The organism is Bogoriella caseilytica (assembly GCF_003752405.1).
In the GTDB taxonomy this organism is placed as follows: domain Bacteria; phylum Actinomycetota; class Actinomycetes; order Actinomycetales; family Actinomycetaceae; genus Allobogoriella; species Allobogoriella caseilytica.
This window is the reverse complement of record NZ_RKHK01000001.1, coordinates 503417-520897: the sequence shown is the minus strand read 5'-3', so window position 1 is coordinate 520897 and position 17481 is coordinate 503417. Positions and strand designations below refer to the sequence as shown.

Annotated in this window: 13 protein-coding genes; 8 read left to right on the top strand and 5 right to left on the bottom strand. The window is 65.0% G+C overall.

All coding sequences use genetic code 11. The features are described from left to right. Nucleotides 1-15: 15 nt before the first annotated feature. The 8 genes from EDD31_RS02320 to EDD31_RS02290 all read left to right on the top strand — a co-directional run bounded on the left by EDD31_RS02320 (nt 16) and on the right by EDD31_RS02290 (nt 12309). A complete protein-coding gene (locus tag EDD31_RS02320) occupies nt 16-1827 on the top strand; it encodes a hypothetical protein (RefSeq protein ID WP_148058843.1) in 1812 nt (603 codons plus the stop codon). A 56-nt stretch (nt 1828-1883) separates the two neighbouring features. Further along, on the top strand, nt 1884-3047 hold the full coding sequence (gene glf, locus EDD31_RS02315) for a UDP-galactopyranose mutase (protein ID WP_123302730.1): 1164 nt from the start codon (nt 1884-1886) through the stop codon (nt 3045-3047). Between the two features lie 112 nt (nt 3048-3159). Continuing rightward, nucleotides 3160-5802: an N-acetylmuramoyl-L-alanine amidase gene (locus EDD31_RS02310; RefSeq protein WP_123302729.1), complete on the top strand. Its 2643-nt coding sequence runs from the start codon at nt 3160-3162 to the stop codon at nt 5800-5802. An 85-nt stretch (nt 5803-5887) separates the two neighbouring features. Continuing rightward, nucleotides 5888-8467: a polysaccharide pyruvyl transferase family protein gene (locus EDD31_RS02305; protein ID WP_123305024.1), complete on the top strand. Its 2580-nt coding sequence runs from the start codon at nt 5888-5890 to the stop codon at nt 8465-8467. A gap of 139 nt (nt 8468-8606) precedes the next feature. Then, complete coding sequence (locus EDD31_RS14690; protein WP_170163156.1) at nt 8607-8768, top strand: hypothetical protein; 162 nt, start codon at nt 8607-8609, stop codon at nt 8766-8768. 276 nt (nt 8769-9044) lie between these two features. Next, complete coding sequence (locus EDD31_RS02300; RefSeq protein ID WP_123302728.1) at nt 9045-10097, top strand: glycosyltransferase family 2 protein; 1053 nt, start codon at nt 9045-9047, stop codon at nt 10095-10097. A 32-nt stretch (nt 10098-10129) separates the two neighbouring features. Further along, nucleotides 10130-11074: a lysylphosphatidylglycerol synthase domain-containing protein gene (locus EDD31_RS02295; RefSeq protein ID WP_148058842.1), complete on the top strand. Its 945-nt coding sequence runs from the start codon at nt 10130-10132 to the stop codon at nt 11072-11074. Continuing rightward, complete coding sequence (locus EDD31_RS02290; RefSeq protein ID WP_123302726.1) at nt 11071-12309, top strand: polysaccharide pyruvyl transferase family protein; 1239 nt, start codon at nt 11071-11073, stop codon at nt 12307-12309. The genes EDD31_RS02295 and EDD31_RS02290 overlap by 4 nt, the downstream gene beginning before the upstream one ends. Nucleotides 12310-12493: 184 nt before the next feature. On the opposite strand, the gene EDD31_RS14685 is transcribed toward EDD31_RS02290, so the two are convergent. The 5 genes from EDD31_RS14685 to EDD31_RS02265 form a co-directional block, all read right to left on the bottom strand. Beyond that, complete coding sequence (locus EDD31_RS14685) at nt 12494-12640, bottom strand: hypothetical protein (RefSeq protein WP_170163155.1); 147 nt, start codon at nt 12638-12640, stop codon at nt 12494-12496. 40 nt (nt 12641-12680) lie between these two features. Then, nucleotides 12681-13616 carry an ABC transporter ATP-binding protein gene (locus EDD31_RS02280; protein ID WP_123302724.1) on the bottom strand — a complete coding sequence of 312 codons (936 nt, stop codon included), beginning with the start codon at nt 13614-13616 and terminating at the stop codon, nt 12681-12683. Then, nucleotides 13603-14523 (bottom strand): ABC transporter permease, encoded by a 921-nt coding sequence (locus EDD31_RS02275; protein ID WP_170163154.1) that lies wholly within the window; start codon nt 14521-14523, stop codon nt 13603-13605. The genes EDD31_RS02280 and EDD31_RS02275 overlap by 14 nt, the downstream gene beginning before the upstream one ends. A 301-nt stretch (nt 14524-14824) precedes the next feature. Continuing rightward, the gene (locus EDD31_RS02270) at nt 14825-15739 is read right to left on the bottom strand and encodes an LCP family protein (protein WP_245990774.1); all 915 of its coding nucleotides are present in this window, start codon (nt 15737-15739) and stop codon (nt 14825-14827) included. Between the two features lie 391 nt (nt 15740-16130). Next, complete coding sequence (locus tag EDD31_RS02265; RefSeq protein ID WP_148058841.1) at nt 16131-17435, bottom strand: LCP family protein; 1305 nt, start codon at nt 17433-17435, stop codon at nt 16131-16133. Nucleotides 17436-17481 lie beyond the last annotated feature (46 nt).

The window sequence follows — 17481 nt, the reverse complement described above, 5'->3', positions numbered from 1 at the left end:
ACTCAGGAGAGCTTCTTGACCACGAACGTGTCCATGCCGAGGGCATTCCGCCAAGTCAATGAGGTGGAACCTCGAGCAGCGGGCCGGGGGAGTCGCTACTGGCAGATCCTGGCGGTGGTCGCGCCGATTCTGACCGCAGTCCTCTATTGGCACATCTCGCAGGATGCCGTCGCACCGCGCACCCCGTGGGATGAGAACCACCTGCTGCAGATGGCGCGCCTCATTTCGGGCGATGACAACGTGGCTCAGCTTTCGGGTAGTGGGTACTACCCGGGGTGGGCGTTCGTGCTTGCGCCCGTCTGGTGGTTTACACAGGATCCCGCGAGCGTCTACACGGCTGCGGTGACCATCAGTAATGTGCTTGGCGTCGCGACCATCGTTCCTCTTGCGCTTCTCGGTCGCTACCTGGGCCTCACGGTTGCCCAGAGCGTGGTGGCGTCGTCGATTGTCATGATGCTGCCCGCTCGTAGCGTGCTCGCCGACTACGCACTCAGCGAACAGCTGGTTTTCCACTTATTCGCCTGGGTTGTGCTTGGAGCCTTCGCGCTATGGCGACATCCGTCGTGGTGGCGCATGGCCCTGTTTGTCGTGGCGGTCGGAGCCGTCTACTTCACGCATCCGCGGGCGATCGCCCTCGTAGCGACTGCGGCGATCTGGCTACTTGCCTTCGCCCTTCGGCGGTGGCTGCTTAGTTTGCTCGGGCTCCTCCTTCTTGCGGGATCCTATGTGGCGACGGAGGCCTTCGTCGAGGTTTTCTTGGATCGAGTATTACTCTCGGGGTACGGGAAGGATGAAACGCTCGCCAACACGCTCGCTAATTTTGACCTAGGGCTCTTCGCGAAGGTTTTCATGACTCAGACCTGGGTTCAGGTCGTAGGTACGGCCGGGCTCTTCGCGCTCGGTTGCGTGATCGTCATAGTATGGACGTTCCGTGAGTTGCGCACCGTGCGGCTTGGTGTGGGAGCTTTTCTCTTCGGTTTCGGGCTGTCCACCATGCTTGTCAGTGCGATCTGGTGGACTCGCCCGGACATCCTGTTTAGTGAGAGTTCTACCCGCCTTGACGCCTGGACCTATTCGCGCTACATCGATCCGGTTTCGGCGTTCATTGTCTTCATTGCGGTCGTGGCTCTGATACGGGGTGTACGGTCTAGTGTGCTCTGGAGCGCCACGGGCATCTTTGCTCTCGGAGCGGTCCCGGTCCTCTTGAAGGTGGCACCTGAGGTTCCGCTCTGGGGCAGAATCGGCCCATCGAACTCTGCGATCCTCTCGTGGACTGCTCTCTTTCCCGAAGGCCCCTTCGATACCCCGCTGTTGCCGACGTTCACTAATGAGGCGCGGTTCTGGCTGTGGGCGACGGCCTTTGTCTTCGCTTGCATCGCACTATTTCTGGTATTGCGTCATCGGCCAAGGGCCGTGGCAAGTGCGACTCTTGTTGTCGTGTGCGTACTCGCCATACTCGCGAACCCCTCACAGGTACGTCCTTACCCTGGCAACGTCACGCGCGCGATCGAGGAAGCCGAGACGTTGGCTTTCGACGGCGAACTGGCAGATGTTGACTTCGATCTCGGCTGCGTGGCCGGACCTCGTGCCTACCCAACGGCGATCAACTGGTTCCCCTACTGGCTATCCCCGCGTGTGGTGAGGCTGGTCGATACCCGGGAAGGAGAGGCGTTTGGCTCCGACCTGGTGATCTCCTGTCGCGAGTGGCCGCTGGCGGAGGACTTCGATGCACGCGCCTACTCCGGTCGCCCCAGCCACGGGTACCGGTTGTGGGTCCTTCCCGGCGAGGTGCAGGACGAGCTGGAGGTGGCCGGCGCACTGGAGTGAGCATCGCCGCAGTTCAGTGGCCGGCAACAGTGACGCACTTCCGTAGAGTGGACGCCATGAACGCAGATCTTCTCGTGGTGGGCTCCGGCTTCTTCGGCCTCACCATCGCCGACCGGGCCGCACGCGAGCTGGGCCTGAAGGTCCTCGTGATCGACCGCCGTGACCACATCGGCGGCAACGCCTACTCCGAGGCGGACCCGGACACCGGGATTGAGGTGCACCGGTACGGTGCGCACCTCTTCCACACCTCCAACCCGCGGGTGTGGGAGTACGTCAACCGCTTCACCTCCTTCACCGACTACATCCACCGCGTGTACACCAATTACCAGGGTGTGGTTTACCCGATGCCCATCAACCTGGGCACCATCAACCAGTACCTCTCCGCGGCCTACGGCCCCGAGGAGGCGCGCAAGGTGATCGCCGAGCAGGCCGCCGAGATCGATACCGGTGAAGCTCAGAACCTCGAGGAGAAGGCGATCTCCCTCATTGGGCGTCCCCTCTACGAGGCCTTCATCAAGGGCTACACCGCCAAGCAGTGGCAGACCGACCCGCGGGAACTGCCCGCGGCGATCATCTCCCGGCTTCCCGTGCGGTACACCTACAACAACCGCTACTTCAACGACACCTGGGAAGGACTGCCCACCCAGGGGTACACCGCCTGGCTGGAGAACATGGCGGATCACCCGAACATCGAGGTCCGCCTCAGTACTGACTTCTTCGACGAGTCCCAGCCGATCAACAAGCAGGCCACCGTCGGCCAGCTGCCGATCGTCTACACCGGCCCGGTCGACCGCTACTTCGATTACTCCGGCGGAGAGCTCAGCTGGCGGACCCTCGACTTCGAGCGCGAGGTGCTGCCGATCGGGGACTTCCAAGGCACCTCGGTGATGAACTACGCGGACCAGGATGTGCCGTACACCCGTATTCATGAGTTCCGGCACTTCCACCCCGAGCGGGACGAGTACCCCACCGACAAGACCGTGATCATGCGGGAGTTCTCACGCTTCGCCGAGCGGGCCGATGAGCCCTACTACCCGATCAACACCGCCGCCGACCGCGAAGCCTTGCTCAAGTACCGCGGACTGCAGGACGGTGAGAAGGACGTCTTCTTCGGCGGACGGCTGGGCACCTATCAGTACCTCGACATGCACATGGCGATCGGCTCCGCCCTGTCCATGTACGACAACAAGCTCCAGGAGAGGCTCGGCACCGCAGGCTGATCTTTCCCAGCCCCCGCGCGTCCGCCGTGGCCTGAGGTGGAAGCTGACGTAGCTTGGGCGCGGGCAGAACCTTCTCTGCCCGCGCCCAGTCACTTCCCCCGGGGGCCTGCTCATGACCGTTACCCGATCCGTCACTGCCACGGCCGCAGCGCTGGTGTTCGCCGGCCTGACTTCCACTGTTGCCCTACCAGCACATGCGAACACCGAGGATCCGGAATCGACCGGTCCGGAAGAGGATGCGGGCGCACAGGGTGGAGTGTCGACCCACGAAGCCACCTCCGACCCGGCACCGGTCCAGTACCTCCCACTCACCGACGATGCGGCGGAGCGCACATCCATCGCCGTCGACGGAGCCGAGCAGCTCGCCGCGCAGCCTTCCACGATGCGCGCGGACGAATCTCTCGAGGGCATTGCCGTGCTGAGCGAGCCCGTGCAGACCGAGCACTTCCTCGTCGCAGGGCTCACCTGGGCGGGCAGCGAGGATCCGGAGGCGGGTCTCGACGCGGACCTCGACATCTTCCTCCGTGTCTATGAGGCGGAGGGCTGGTCGCCGTGGCTCCCGATCTGTACCTGTCCGGCGTGCGCGGGCGTGTTCATCACGGGCGGAGCCACCGGTGTCCAGATCCAGATCTCGGGCGACATCCAGGAGCTTCCCACGGGACTGGAACTCGCCCTCATTCCCGACAATCCTGCCGAGCCCGAGCAGGCCATTGCAGAGATCGTCGAGCCTGAGACGGCTCGCGAGTTGCCCACGGAAGACCCGGTCGTCCCGGCGAGCGCCTTCGCTGAGCTCGCTGCGGCCGAGGCCGCAGCAGAGGCAGAGACGCACGAGGTAGAGGCCCAGGCGGAGAGCAGTACATCCGAGTCACAGAGCCAGGCGAGCCCGCAGACGACCTCGGCCATGCCAGCCAGTGGCCCGGCCGCACCCACGATCATCTCCCGGGCTGGCTGGAGTGCTGACGAGGCCAATACCACCTGGCCGATCGACTACCCCGTGGAGTACCCGGAGTTGCGCAGCGCCACCCTGCACCACACGGCCGGCACGAATAACTACACCGCAGGGCAGTCCGCTGGCATCGTTCGCGGAATCTGGCACTTTCACCGCTGGGACCGGAACTGGGGCGACATCGGATACAACTTCCTCGTCGACCGATTCGGTCAGGTCTTCGAAGGCCGCAAAGGCACTCTGGACTCGCCCGCTGGCCGGATGGTGGTCGGTGGGCACGCCTCTGGCCACAACACCGGCTCGCTGGGCATCGCCGTGATGGGTGACTTCACCAGTACCAGCCCACCCGAGGTGGTCTATGACCGCTTCGTGGAAATCATCGCCTGGCAGTTCCACCGGGCCGGCATCGATGCCCGCACCACCACGACGGTGGGGTCCACCTCTGGCTTGCCGCGCATCTACGGACACCGCCGGGTGCAGTCCACCACCTGCCCGGGGCAGGCCATCGTCGATCGCATCCCCGGGCTGATCCAGCGGGTCTACACGAGCACCTCGCAGCACCCGCCCTACCAACCCACTCCTCCTGAGTGCGAACCGGTGAGTGGGGCCTCCTCCGCGTCCCGCCAGTACGTCGTCACGAGCGCGGTCACGGCCTGGCTCGTGCCACGAGACAACTGCGCGGAAGGGTCAATCACGCTCCCAGTGGGTGCCACCCTGCAAGCGACGAGGATCTCAGCCTCCAGGGATTGGCTCGAGGTGCAGACACCTTCCGGTCCTCGCTGGGTGGCTCGCAGCGCGGTGGACTACGCCACCTCCAGTGACATCGCGCGAGCCTGTACCGACCCAGCCGGGACCCGCAGTGCTTCGCGCCAGTACGTGGTGCGCACAGGGACGCTTGGTTGGGCGAAGCCCTTGCTCCGCTGTGGCACCGATGCCGTCTCGATGCCAGCTGGAACCGTCCTGCAGGCGACCCGGATCTCCGCTTCGGGCCTCTGGCTGGAGGTCCACACCCAATCCGGCCGGCGGTGGGTGGCCCGTGACTCGGTGGACTACGCAAGTTCGGCCCAGATCAACGCCGCCTGCACGGATCCTAACGGGACCCGCGGCGCCTCCAGGCAGTACGTGGTGCAGTCATCGACCGTCGGTTGGCGGTCGCCCTTCGAGCGGTGCGGCGCTGAGGCGCGATCGATCGGTGCCGGGACCGTCGTCCAGGCGACCCGGATCTCCGCGTCCGGGCAGTGGCTGGAGATCCAGACCGCTGGTGGGCCTCGCTGGGTGAGGCGAGATGATGTGAGTCAATGCGCCACCCCCGCTGGTACGAGGCAGGCCTCCAGGCTTTACGTCGCACAAGATGCCACTTCTGCCGGTGTGTCCCCGATCGTCAGCTCGGCCTGTGGGCCTGAGGCGCGACACTGGGGGACTGGTACCGCACCGATTTCGATCAGCGCCGGCGCGGTCGTCCAGGCGACCCGCATCTCCGCCTCTGGGCAGTGGCTCCAGATCCAGACACGCGCCGGTAATCGGTGGGTTCCGCGGGAGGATCTGACCATGTGCGGCACACCGTCCGGGACGAGGGCTGCGTCCCGCCAGTATGTGGTCGAGTCCCAGACTCAAGGCTGGGTCTCGCCCCTCACGAGCTCGGCGTGCGGACCTCGAGCGAGCTCCTGGGAAGGTGGCACTGCTCCGCACGCCCTGAATCCGGGAACGGTGCTGCAGGCGACGCGCGTCTCCGCATCGGGCCAGTGGCTGGAAGTCCAGACCGCAGTCGGTCTCAGGTGGGTGGCCCGTGGGGACGTCAGCATCCGCTGATCGTGACCGATGTCCCCGCGGTGGCGCCTCCTCGGTGGGCCCCGGCCGCTAGACTGGCCTGGCCTCGGTACGAAGGGAAATGTTGATGAATAGTCCGAAGAAGGCGTATGACGTTGCTATTCTCGGATGGTGGTACGGGAAGAACTACGGATCTATTCTCACGTACTACGGACTGAACCGGGCGATCGTCGGGCTTGGCCACAAGACCCTGATGGTTCACGAGCCATTGGGTTATAACGGCTATCGCGTCGACTGGCCTGACGACATCCTTTCCCTCGAATTCGCGCGGCGGATCGGCTACGACTTCACCGACCAGTTCCACTACTCCGAGCTCCCGTATCTTAACGACAAGGCCCGGACCTTCGTCGTGGGAAGCGACCAGCTGTGGAACCCGCTGATCGGGCGAGTGAATGACGATCTCTTTTTGCATTTCGTGCGCCCGGAGAACAACCGCGTCGCTTATGCCACATCGTTCGGCAACCGCGGCACCGAGAAGTTCGATCCCGCGTTCGTCGCCAAGCACGCCGCGAACCTCCAGGACTTCCAGGCGATCTCCGTTCGGGAGAAGTACGCCATCGACACCGCGCGAGACGTCTTCGGCGTGGGCGCCTCCCTGGTGGTCGACCCGGTCTTCCTGCTGCCCCGCGAGCACTACAGCGACCTTGCGGACAAAGGCACGGTGAGCACCGACGGCGAGTACCTCACGGTCTTCTTCCTCGACCCGAACCGCGAGAAGGTTGCCGTCGCCCGGCGGATCGCAGACAAGCTCGGGCTGGCCAAGATCCGCGTCATCCCCAACCCTGACGGAGGTCGCGAGCCGGCTCAGGAACTCTGGCAGGTTGACCCTCGTGCGGAGGTGATGGGCGAGGACGGCCCGGAGAACTTCCTGCGCACCTACCGTGACTCGACGTATGTCATCACTGACAGCTACCACGGGTCCTGTTTCGCAGCCATCTTCGGCAAGCCCTTCTCCTCGATCTACAACACCAAGCGCGGAGCCGATCGTTTCCAAAACCTCATGGACGCCTTCGGGTTGGGGGAGCGCCGGCGGGTCTATGAGACCGACACCGCTGAGACGATCAACGCCAACCCCCAGGTCACCCTCAAGATTGACCTGAGCGGCGCCGAAGAGTACATGGAGACTGGACGCAACACGTCACTGAAATGGCTGGCGGAAGCACTGGACCCCAGCAAGAAACAGTCAGCCTCTTTGCATCCTGTGGAGCAGTCCGAGGTCGTCAAGCCCGAGTTCACGGCGAATAACGAGGCCTGGCAGATCAAGCGACGCCGAAGCGGGGCCCGCCTCAGGGTTGGCACTGATGGCGCAGCTCGCGGCAATCTCGTCTGGTGTGACCTGCCGAAACCCGTTCGCAAAGGTGGCGCCTACCGGCTCCGCATCGACTGGACCCCGAAGACGCAGACCTCGTCGGTCAACGTCCATCTGCGCAACCCGCAGAGCGGCAAGTTCCGAGTGGTGGGTGCGGTCGACATCGCAACCTACGAGGCGGTGCCTCGGGTGGACGTCGTTCCTTTCCGCATGACGGAAGACGGCTACTCCCAGTTCATGCTCGGTGCCGTGCACTTCACCGGCCCGGATGCGGGTGCCGAGGTGCGAAGCATCTCCATCGAGGAAGTACCACTCGAGTTCGTGCCCGCGCCGCCCGCCGCCAAGCCGAAGCCGAAGCCGAAGCCGAAGTCCTTCGCTGAGCGTGCCAAGCTCGTGGTGGACAGCGACCTGGAGAGGCTGCTTGCAGCACAAGAGAAGCGGCGCGTGCCAGAAAGCCTCGGCGGTTCCCGCGCGAGGATCATCTTTCACGCCCACGCCCTCGAGAAGGGCCTGAGCCGTGAGGACTTCCGTGCTGGCTTCGGCAAGATTGCCATGCCCGGGCTCGCCAGGGAGATGAACGCCTGGTTGGAGGCCGGGCACAGCCTGGAGGACCCGTTCCTGCAGAGCTCGGCCGCCGTGGCCCGCACGTACTTCGACCGCCACGCCAAGCTCAAGCACGATGTTTCTGAGTTCTGGGACAACTTCAACCGGGACGCTCAGAAGTTGATCAGCAAGGCGCCGCGGATCGAGGGTGGCGTGCTGGCAGCAGCCAAGGAGCGCGAGATAGTTCCGCGACGGGCCGGCAAGAACGACTTCATCGACATCATGTACGGCCGGCGCAGCGTCCGTGAGTTCACCAAGAAGCCGGTGCGCGACGAGGACATCGCCCGAGCCGTGCAGATCGGAATGCAGTCGCCATCGGTGTGCAACCGCCAGACCGGGCGCGTCCACCAGTTCAGTGACCCGGAGACCATCAAGAAGCTGGTGGACATCCAGGGAGGATTCAGCGGCTATCCCATGCCGCCACGCCTTCTGCTCGTGACGGCTGACCTGGACGCGATGCTCTTCCCGGAGGAGCGCAACCAGCCGTTCGTGGACGGCGGATTGTTCATGATGGGGCTCCTTCTTGGCCTGACCCACGTGGGACTGGGCTCCTGCCCGCTGAACACCGCCATGGGGCTTGCGCGTGAGAAGGCGATCCGGGAGATCATCGGACTCTCTGACAGTGAGGTGCTCATTTCTTTCGTCGCGGTGGGGCACTACAAGAAGAAGGTGCTGGTGCCGCGCTCGAAGAGGTCCAGCGTGGACCACGTGCTGATCCATCACGGCAAGAGCTGAAAGCTGCGCCTGGCGGATCCTGTTCTGAGGTCCGGGTCGATCGAGGCACTGTGCAGATGCCCCGTTCCGCCTGGAGGCTCTACGGTGGGATCAACGTCCTGCAGCATCGATGCGGGGACCGACCAGAGGGAGACTTGTCATGGGTGCCGATCTGAACGCGTTGCGCGCTGTCGCCGAGAACCCTGAAGCGGATGGTGATCTGCAGTTCACCGAGACGATTCTTGCCGTCGTCGAGGATCTGGACGCGCGCCTGACCGCCATCGAGGCCAGGCTCGAAGGGCCGAGTAGCCAAAGCTCGTGATTTGATCGCGACGCCGCCCCGCTCCCCGCGCGGAGTTGCCCAGAAACTTCATCGCAAAGCAGTGAGTCCTTGTCGCCCATCACTGGGATGCTCGAGTGCGATCAAGCACTGGACTCCCTCTCGTCCAGGTGCGAGCTGAAGGTTTGTCGATCGTCACTCTCTCAGGCCGATCAGGCCCGGCAACTCGGCGTCTAGACTGGATCTACCTGCCGAGCCGTGACCGGCTCTCCCGCAGTCAGATCGCGCGACTCACCTAGCCGCACCCAAAGGATTGACGTGAAGCTGTTTGTCCAGGTCCCCTGTCTCAATGAGGAGGAGACCCTCCCCGCCGTGCTCTCGACGATCCCGCGGGAGATTCCCGGAATCGATTCCGTCGAGATCCTGATTGTCGATGATGGCTCCACCGACCGCACGGTCGAGGTAGCCAAAGCACACGGCGTCAAGCATTTCGTGCGCCATGCCCGCAACATGGGACTTGCCCGGTCATTCCGCGATGGGGTGGACTACGCCCTGGCGCAGGGTGCCGACATCGTGGTCAACACCGACGGCGATAACCAGTACCCGCAGGAGCGCATCTCCGACCTGGTTCAGCCTCTCGTTCGGGGTGAGGCAGACATTGTGATCGCAGACCGCCAAACCGCCAAGATCAGTCACTTCTCACCGTTCAAGAAGCTGATGCAGCGCGTGGGCTCCGACGTGGTCAACCGGGCTGCCGGGACCGCTTTACCGGATGCCGCCTCGGGCTTCCGCGCTTACTCGAAGCAGGCGCTCGTCCGTCTCAACGTCGTCACTCAGTTTTCGTACTGCATGGAGACGATCATCCAGGCCGGCAACAAGCGGTTGCGGATCGAATCGTTGCCGATTACTACCAACCCCAAGACTCGCGAGTCTCGGCTGTTCAAGAACATCTGGCAACACATGTTCAAGTCGGGCTCGGCGATCGTGCGTTCGTACCTGATGTTCAAGCCACACGTCATGCTCGGCACACTCGGCACGATCATGTTGATCGCCGGCCTGGTGCCCTTCGTCCGCTTCCTGGTGCTGTGGCTGATGGGCGACTCCGGAGGCCACGTCCAGTCCTTGATCTTTGGCACCGCGCTGCTGGTGGGAGCGCTCCTGAGCTACGCCCTGCTGATCATCGCCGACCTCCTACGTACCAATCGGGTGCTGCTCGAGGAGTCGCTCGAACGTGTGAAGGCGCTGCAATACGCCGACCCGCACGCACGTCGCGAGACCATGGAAGCTGCGTCGACGGTAGTGCCGGACCGCATCCACGAACGCGTGGCGCCAGCGGAGCGAGCTGTCGCCCATTCTGTGTCAGCCGACTAGCTCGTGGCGACACCTTCCGCTGAGGGAGCATGATGTCTAAGTCCGCGAAGCGTTTCTTGCGCATATTTCTGACCGTCGCGATCGTTCTGGTCGTTGGCTACTTTTTCGCCCGCACTCTCGCGCGAAACTGGGATCAGCTTAGTGACGTCGACTTCTCGTTCAGCTTCTGGGGTGTGGCCTCGGTCGTGGTCTTTGCCTCGGCTGTGCCAGTGTCGGGAGTGTTGTGGGGGCGCATGGTCGGCGAACTCGGCTCTTTTCGGCCGTCGGCTCTGGAGGCGGTGCGGGTGCACTGCTTGTCGTGGTTGTTGAAATATGTCCCTGGGCAAGTGGGGTCGGTTGTCAATAAGCTGGCCTGGGCGGTCGATCGCGGCGTGTCGAAAGTCTTGGTGACGATCACTTTCGTCTACGAGAACGCCTTCCTCTTGATTTCTTCGATCTTGCCACCAGCGGTGATCCTGCTGGGCGCTGGCGCCCTTGACCTGGGGGACAGTTACATCCTGCTAGCTGTCATGTCTCTCATCCCGCTGGTTCTGGTGACGAACGGTCCCGTCTTTCGAGTTGGCACCAATCTGATAGCGAAGAGACTGGCTAAGCGAACCGTGCCCGATGAGTATTTCCTGCGCTGGGGCGCGGCCATGAAGTACCAGGTCCTCTACCTGATTCCGCGCGCGATCAACGGTGCAGGCTTCGTTCTCGTGGCGGTATCCTTGCTCGACGTGCCCAGCGAGTACTGGCTTCCGCTTGCATGCGCCTATGTGATCGCAGGTGGCGTCGGCCTCCTGGCGCTCTTCGTGCCGAGCGGTATTGGTGTTCGTGAGGCGGTCATCGTGTTGCTTGCCGCTCCCTTCCTCCCCGCCGAACAGGCGATTATCCTCGCTCTCGCAGCCCGTCTGTACGCCACACTCGGTGACGTGGTGGTCGCCGCCATCTACGGAATTCTCAGAGCAGTGTCTCGAAAGGGGACGGTCACCACATGAAGATCGCCATCATCGGTTCAGCCTTCGCCGGGAACAAGGGTGCCTCGGCCATGCTCGAGTCCTCGGTCCAGCACCTCTCGCGGCGTGGGGAGGATCCCCGCTTCGTGCTGCTGAGCATGTATCCGCGCTCAGACGCGGAACAGAACCCGTTCGCGAACCTGAACGTGCTGGATGCCTCTCCGATGCGCCTGGGCGTGCTGATCAACGGAACGGCACTTGCGTGGCGGATTCTGCCGCCGCTTCGGCGGGCGCTCGAGCGGGCGGTCCCGGAGGTCGGGGCTCTCGCATCGGCCGACGTTCTCCTGGACGAAGGGGGGATCACCTTCGTCGACGGGCGCGGCAAGTTTCTCATCTACAACATGGCCTCGATCTTGCCCGCGCTCTTCGTCAAAACGCCCGTGGTCAAGGTGGCCCAGGCTATGGGGCCGTTCACCGAGCGGCAGAACAAGCTTGCGGCCCGTGCGCTGCTCCCGAAGGTCGCCGCGATCATCTCCCGCGGCGCCATCACCCATCAACATCTGGTCGAGTTCGGTCTGACCAACATCCATGCTGGTGCAGACCTCGCGTTCACCCTCGAGCTGACCGATGCGGACGTCGCTGAGGGCCAGGCCGCTGCAGATCGTGTGGCACCTGGATTCTTCGACTCCGATGACGTGGTGGGCTTCTCGCCATCGGCAGTGCTGCAGAAGAGCGCTGCCTCGCGAGGTGAGGACTATGTGGCCCAGGTGCGTGCGCAGATCGATCACCTCACTGAAGTGCTGGGCAAGAAGGTCTTCTTGGTGGCGCACTCGGCTCGCGCGAAGACGACCAAGACGCACAACAATGATCTGCCCTTGACTCGCGAGATCTACGCCGGGCTCGCGTCGAAGGACAAGGTGCTCTTCATTGACGACGAGCTCTCCTCGCAGGCACTGCGCCACCTCATCGGTCGCTGTGAGGTCTTCGTGGCCTCGCGCTTCCATGCGATGGTCTCCTCGCTCTCGATGGGTGTTCCGACCTTCGTGATCGGGTGGAGCCATAAGTACCGCGAGGTCCTTGAGATGTTCGGGCAGGAGGACTTCGCCGTTGGGCACAAAGAACTCACCGAGGACACGTATCGCAGCAAGGTCGCCGAACTCCTTGATCGCAAGGAGGAGATCGCCATCCAGGTTTCGACCGCACTGGTCGGTGTTCGTGCGAACGCTATGAAGCAGGTGGACATCATCGAGCAGGTCGCCTCAGGGGCGCGGAACTGAAGGACGTTGCAGGCGTGCGCCGCTCGGGTGAAGGGGGAGCGGAGCGATCGTCGAGTTGATGAACGGCCACATCGATGGTCTCGATCAGCTCGATGCTGGCGCCCTCGTCGATGCTGGCGCCCTCGTCGATGCTGGCGCTCTCGATGTCAACGGTGCGCCCCTCTCGCAGCCTCAGCTCACTCCATCACTCCGGGCGGAACGGCCCCACCTTGGTGAGCCGAGGGGAACGGGGACGCACGGAGAACCGTCCGCGAGCCGCCACGGAACCGCCCCACGGGTGGTCGTCCACGGCCTGGCGGATCTGCCAGGCCGAGGGCGTCCTGGACGACATGTTCGAGGTCCACTAACGGAAACGCCGTGAGTTCAGTCGGTCAGGCCTGACCCTTTCGGCGTTCCTTCTCCGAACGTTCGACCGCCGCGAGTTCGGCCTGCAGCTGTGCCTCGCGAGCGGCCTTCTGGTCGGCGCGGACCGTCCGGATGTACTTCCGGTACTCCTGCGTCACCTCGTCCGGGTCACCGTCGGCCTCGACCTGCCCCTGCTTGATCCAGATGACCCGCGAGCACATGCGGATGATCGCTTCCGAGGAGTGCGTCACCAGGAAGATCGTTCCGGCATGCTCGCGGATCTCGTCGATGCGCGCCTTGGATTTCTGCCGGAACTCGGCGTCACCAGTCGAGAGTGCCTCGTCGATCATGAGGATGTCGGGCCGCGCCACGGAGGAGATGGCAAAGCGAAGACGCGCTGCCATGCCCGAGGAGTAGGTCTTCATCGGAAGGTGCACGAAGTCGCCAAGGTCGGCGAAGTCGATGATCTCCGCAGTCCGCTCCCGGACCTCCTGGGGGCTCAACCCGAGAGCGAGGCCACCGATCATGATGTTGCGTTCACCGGTGAGCGCCGGCACCAGGGCGGCGTTGACGCCCAGCAGTGAAGGCTTCGCCTCCGTCCAGATCCGCCCTTCGGCCAGCGGTACCAAACCGGCGGCGGCGCGCAGCAGCGTGGACTTCCCCGATCCGTTGGTTCCGACGATGCCGATCGACTCACCACGGTGAGCCACGAAGGAGACGCCCTTGACGGCGTGCACCTCCGAGACGGCACCCACGTGACCCTTCATGCGGTTCCGGAGCCGGCGCAGCCGCGACGGGCCGGCCTCGCCGTCGACAAGGCTGGTCTTCTTGGAGCCGAAGACGCGGTACTTGACGTGCACGTTGTCGACCACGACCGACGGTGCCCCGATGCGAGCTGAGGTGGTGGTGTCGCCGGCGAAGTCCTCGGCGTCGTACTCGAAGTCGATCTCAGTCTCGGCCATAGCGTTCCTCCGCGCCCCAGAAGTAGATGAAGCCGACCACCACGAGGGCGATGCCGAAGCCGAGGGCGATCAGCCACTTCAGTGGATCGATGGGGATCGTGGGCTCATCGAGAATGATCTGCCGACTCAGATCCAGTCCCAACGCGATGGGTTGGTACTCCAGGATCGCCACGAGCCAGGGCAGGTCCCAATCCTCCACATAGTGTGTGACGGGGAAGAGCACACCGGAACCGTAGATGGCGAAGCGCATCAGGAAGTGGATGATCTGCATGAAGTCAGGCGTCGCTGCGACGATCCGCGCCGCGATGAGGGCTACCCCGGTGTTGATGAGGGCGAAGATCAGCACGGCGACCGGAAGTAGGAGCCACCACCAGGTGATGGGAACGGGATCGAAGCCTGGTATCAGGCCGGTCAAGGGCACCAGGAGGCACATTGCCACCAGGGCCGGCACCAGATTGGCCAGCTCGGTGATGACGGCAGAGATGGGTAGAGCGGCGCGCGGAAACCGTAGCGATCGCACCAGCGTGAGACGTTCGGCCAGCACATGAGCCCCGGAAGTCACTGAGGTCTGGAAGAAGCGGAAGAGAAAGACTCCCACCACGATGAAGGCAACACCGTTCTCGAGGCCACGGTCAGCGCCCAGGACCAGGCCGAAGACCGCAACGTACACGGCGGCCGTGAGGGTGGGGGTGAGCACGGCCCACATCTGGCCCAGGTAGTTGCGCTGATTCTCGGCGTAGGCCCGCGCAGTCGCCATGTAGTAGACGAAGTGGCGGAACCGCCACATCTCGCTGATGTAGTGCCAGAGGCGAGGGCGGACGCCGATAGGGTTCAGGCCGTGTTCGCGGGCCAGCGCTTCGAGCTCGCGTGAGTGCGTGTCCGCGCCCGATGTGGGTGTGGCTCCCATGAAGCTCCTGAGGTCGGGTAGGCGCTCGGGTGGGCGCGGAGTACGCGTGCCGTGCGCTCGTAGCTGCTGCCAGAGTCTAGGACGTTCCAGCCCGCTCACGTGCCCCATGTCCTGGTGGTTTCTCTCACCGGGGCGGGCTGATCGTCCCGCTCGAGTGTTGTTCGTTACCAAACCGTGATGTTATGGAGTGCGCGTCTATGCGGGCGCGCTGCTCCGGCCGGCGGTGACTTGGCCCCTCCCCTTCCCGCCGGCCGGAGGCGCCGGCCGGCACGTCTCGCTCCGCGGCTGGGCGCGGTGACGGTCAGAAGCTGGGCGCAAGGTCGTCGGCCGTGAGGTCCCCGGTGCGGAGCCGTTCGAAGAACCCGGGCGTGCGCTCCGGGTCGAGCTGAACGGCGGAGCCGATACCGCCGGGGCGGTAGTCGTAGCTGGCGATCGGCGGAGTGCCCATCTGCCCGTTCTCCCCGGTGGCCGCACGCAGCGCCAGGGCCATCTGCCCGAGCGCGACCACGCCACTGCCCTCGTCGGTGGTGACCACGTCGGTGCCGGCATTGACCAAGCGCACGTGCGCGAGCGGGTTCACCAGCGTGGCGGGCTGAGTCGCCTCGCGCAGCACGGCGCCGACCACCTGCCGTTGCCGCTCGGCCCGGCCAATGTCGCCCAGCGGGTCGGAATAGCGCATCCGTGAGAAGGCCAGCGCGGTGGCGCCGTCGGAGTGGTGGCAGCCGGCCTGCCAGTCGAGCCCGGAGCGCCAGTCGTCGACGTCGTAGTCCAGGCACAGCTCCACGCCGCCCACGGCGTCAACCAGTTGCTCCACGCCGTCCATGCCGATCTCGACGTAATGGTCGACCGTCAGTCCGGTGAGGTTCTCCACGGTGGCGGTGAGCGTGGCCGGTCCACCGAAGGTGTACGCGGCGTTGAGCTTGTTGAAGCCCACTCCGGGAATCTCCACGTAGGTGTCACGCGGCAGGGAGAGCAAGGTGGTGGTGCCCGCGACCCGGTGGAGCACCATCACCGTGTCGGTGCGGGCCCCCTCGACCTGTTCCTCGGAGTCCTCGGCGCGTTCGTCGGAGCCGGCGATCAGGTAGGTCGTTCCCTCGGTGTCGGCTGCGCCCGAGAGCGCTGAGACCTGCGACATGCGCCCGTTGGCGTAGATCACCAGACCCACCGGCCACGCCAGCACCACGATCAGGAGCAGCACGAGAATGAGGGCCAGCACCCGCCCTCGGCGGCGGCGCCGCGGGCGCGCGGGCTCGGCGGGCGTATGGGGGCCTCGTGGTGGCGGCGGGGGCGAGGGGCGTGAGCCGGCGGCTGAGGCAGGTGCGTAACTGGGCGGCGGCTGACTCCCGGCGGTGGAGCGGGCAGGGGCCGGCCGGTGGGATGGCGTCTGCGCTCCTCCGGCAGTGCCCCGCTCCCGGATGGAGCGGCGTGCCTCGCGGCTCGCCGCCGCCCGATCGGCCTCCGTGCTGCCCTGGCCCGCAGCCATCGGCCGAGTGCGCGGGGAGTCCTGTCGCTTCCCCACAGGGCGTGCGGTTCGCGGGTCAGGCCGCCCCTCCGGGGTTCCCGAAGGGCGGAAGCTCGGCGGATTCTGGTCGCTCACGCTGGCAGCCTCACACGTCCGCGCGAGTGCACACCCGCGGCGCGCCGTCGTCGACGTCCGGCTCCTCGGCCTCGGGCTGAGTGGGGGTCTCGTCCACCTCTGGTACCTCGTCGTCCGGAACGTCGGTGTCCTCCGGAACGTCAGTGTCCTCTGGCTCCGGTTCTGGCGCTTCGTCACCGGTGCCGTCGATGTCGGCATCGATCGGGCGATCCTCCCGGACCGCGGCCCACATCTCCTCCGCTTCGGCCGTGGCCACGACGCGGTTGGGGTTCTGTGGCCACGGCATGTTCGGCATGGTCGCGAAGCGGATGTCTGCCGGGTCCACATCCAGCGAGAGCCCCAGGCCGGCCATGGTGGTCAGGGAACCGATCCACGAACCGGTCTCGAGCGTGCGCGTGGTGGCATCGAGGAACTGGAACATCGCGGCTGGGTCGGTGAGGATGCGCGTGGTGAGTGCCTCGCGCGCGATCGCGGCGACCAGTTCCTGTTGCCGCCCGATGCGCGCGATGTCCGAGCCGTCGGATCCGAAGATGTTGTACCGGGCGCGGGCATACCCGAGGGCGTCATGACCGTCCAGGAGCTGACAGCCGGTTTCCTCGATCTCGAGATGCGCGCGGCTGTCCGAGATGGGTTCAGGAATGTACATGGGGACCCCGCCGAGGGAGTCGACCATGGCCTGGAACCCGTTGAAATCCACCAGCACGAAGTCGTCGATGCGGATGCCGGTCCAGGCCTCCACGGTGAGAACCGTGCAGGCGGCCCCTCCGCCCAGGTCTCCGGTCTGGCTCCCGAAGAAGAAGGCCGAGTTGAACATGGACTGGGCCTGCGGCGCGGTCCGGCGGCCATCCGGGAGAGGGCAGTCCGGGATGTCCACCAAGGTGTCCCGCGGGATCGAGATGAGTTCGACGCGATCCCGATCGGCGCTGATGTGCATCAGCATGGTGACGTCCGTGCGGGTGCCGCCCTCGGCGGTCATGCCCGGCTCGTCCCGGGCGTCGATGCCGAAGACGAGCAGGTTGATCGCTTCGCCGCTCGCCGGATCGCCGGGTGCTTCGATCCCGTCATCGTCGGAGCCGTGGCGCGTGGGCCGGTCGTCGCCGAGCAGCTCGTTGATGTCGTGCACGCCGATGTTGCCCTGGAGTCTGGCGACGGCGATGCCGGTGAAGGACGCGAGGAAGACCACGATGCCGAGCAGCGCCGTGGCCACCTGCTGCCGCACGTGCCCGAAGGGCTTGCGCTGGGCATGGCGGCTACCGGGTGCACTGCCGGTATCCGGTACGGAGAGGGCAGGCCTCTTTCCTGCGTGTCTTGCCACGTGGGCGATCCTACGGGTCTAGCGGTGAACGCGCGGGAGTGAGGGC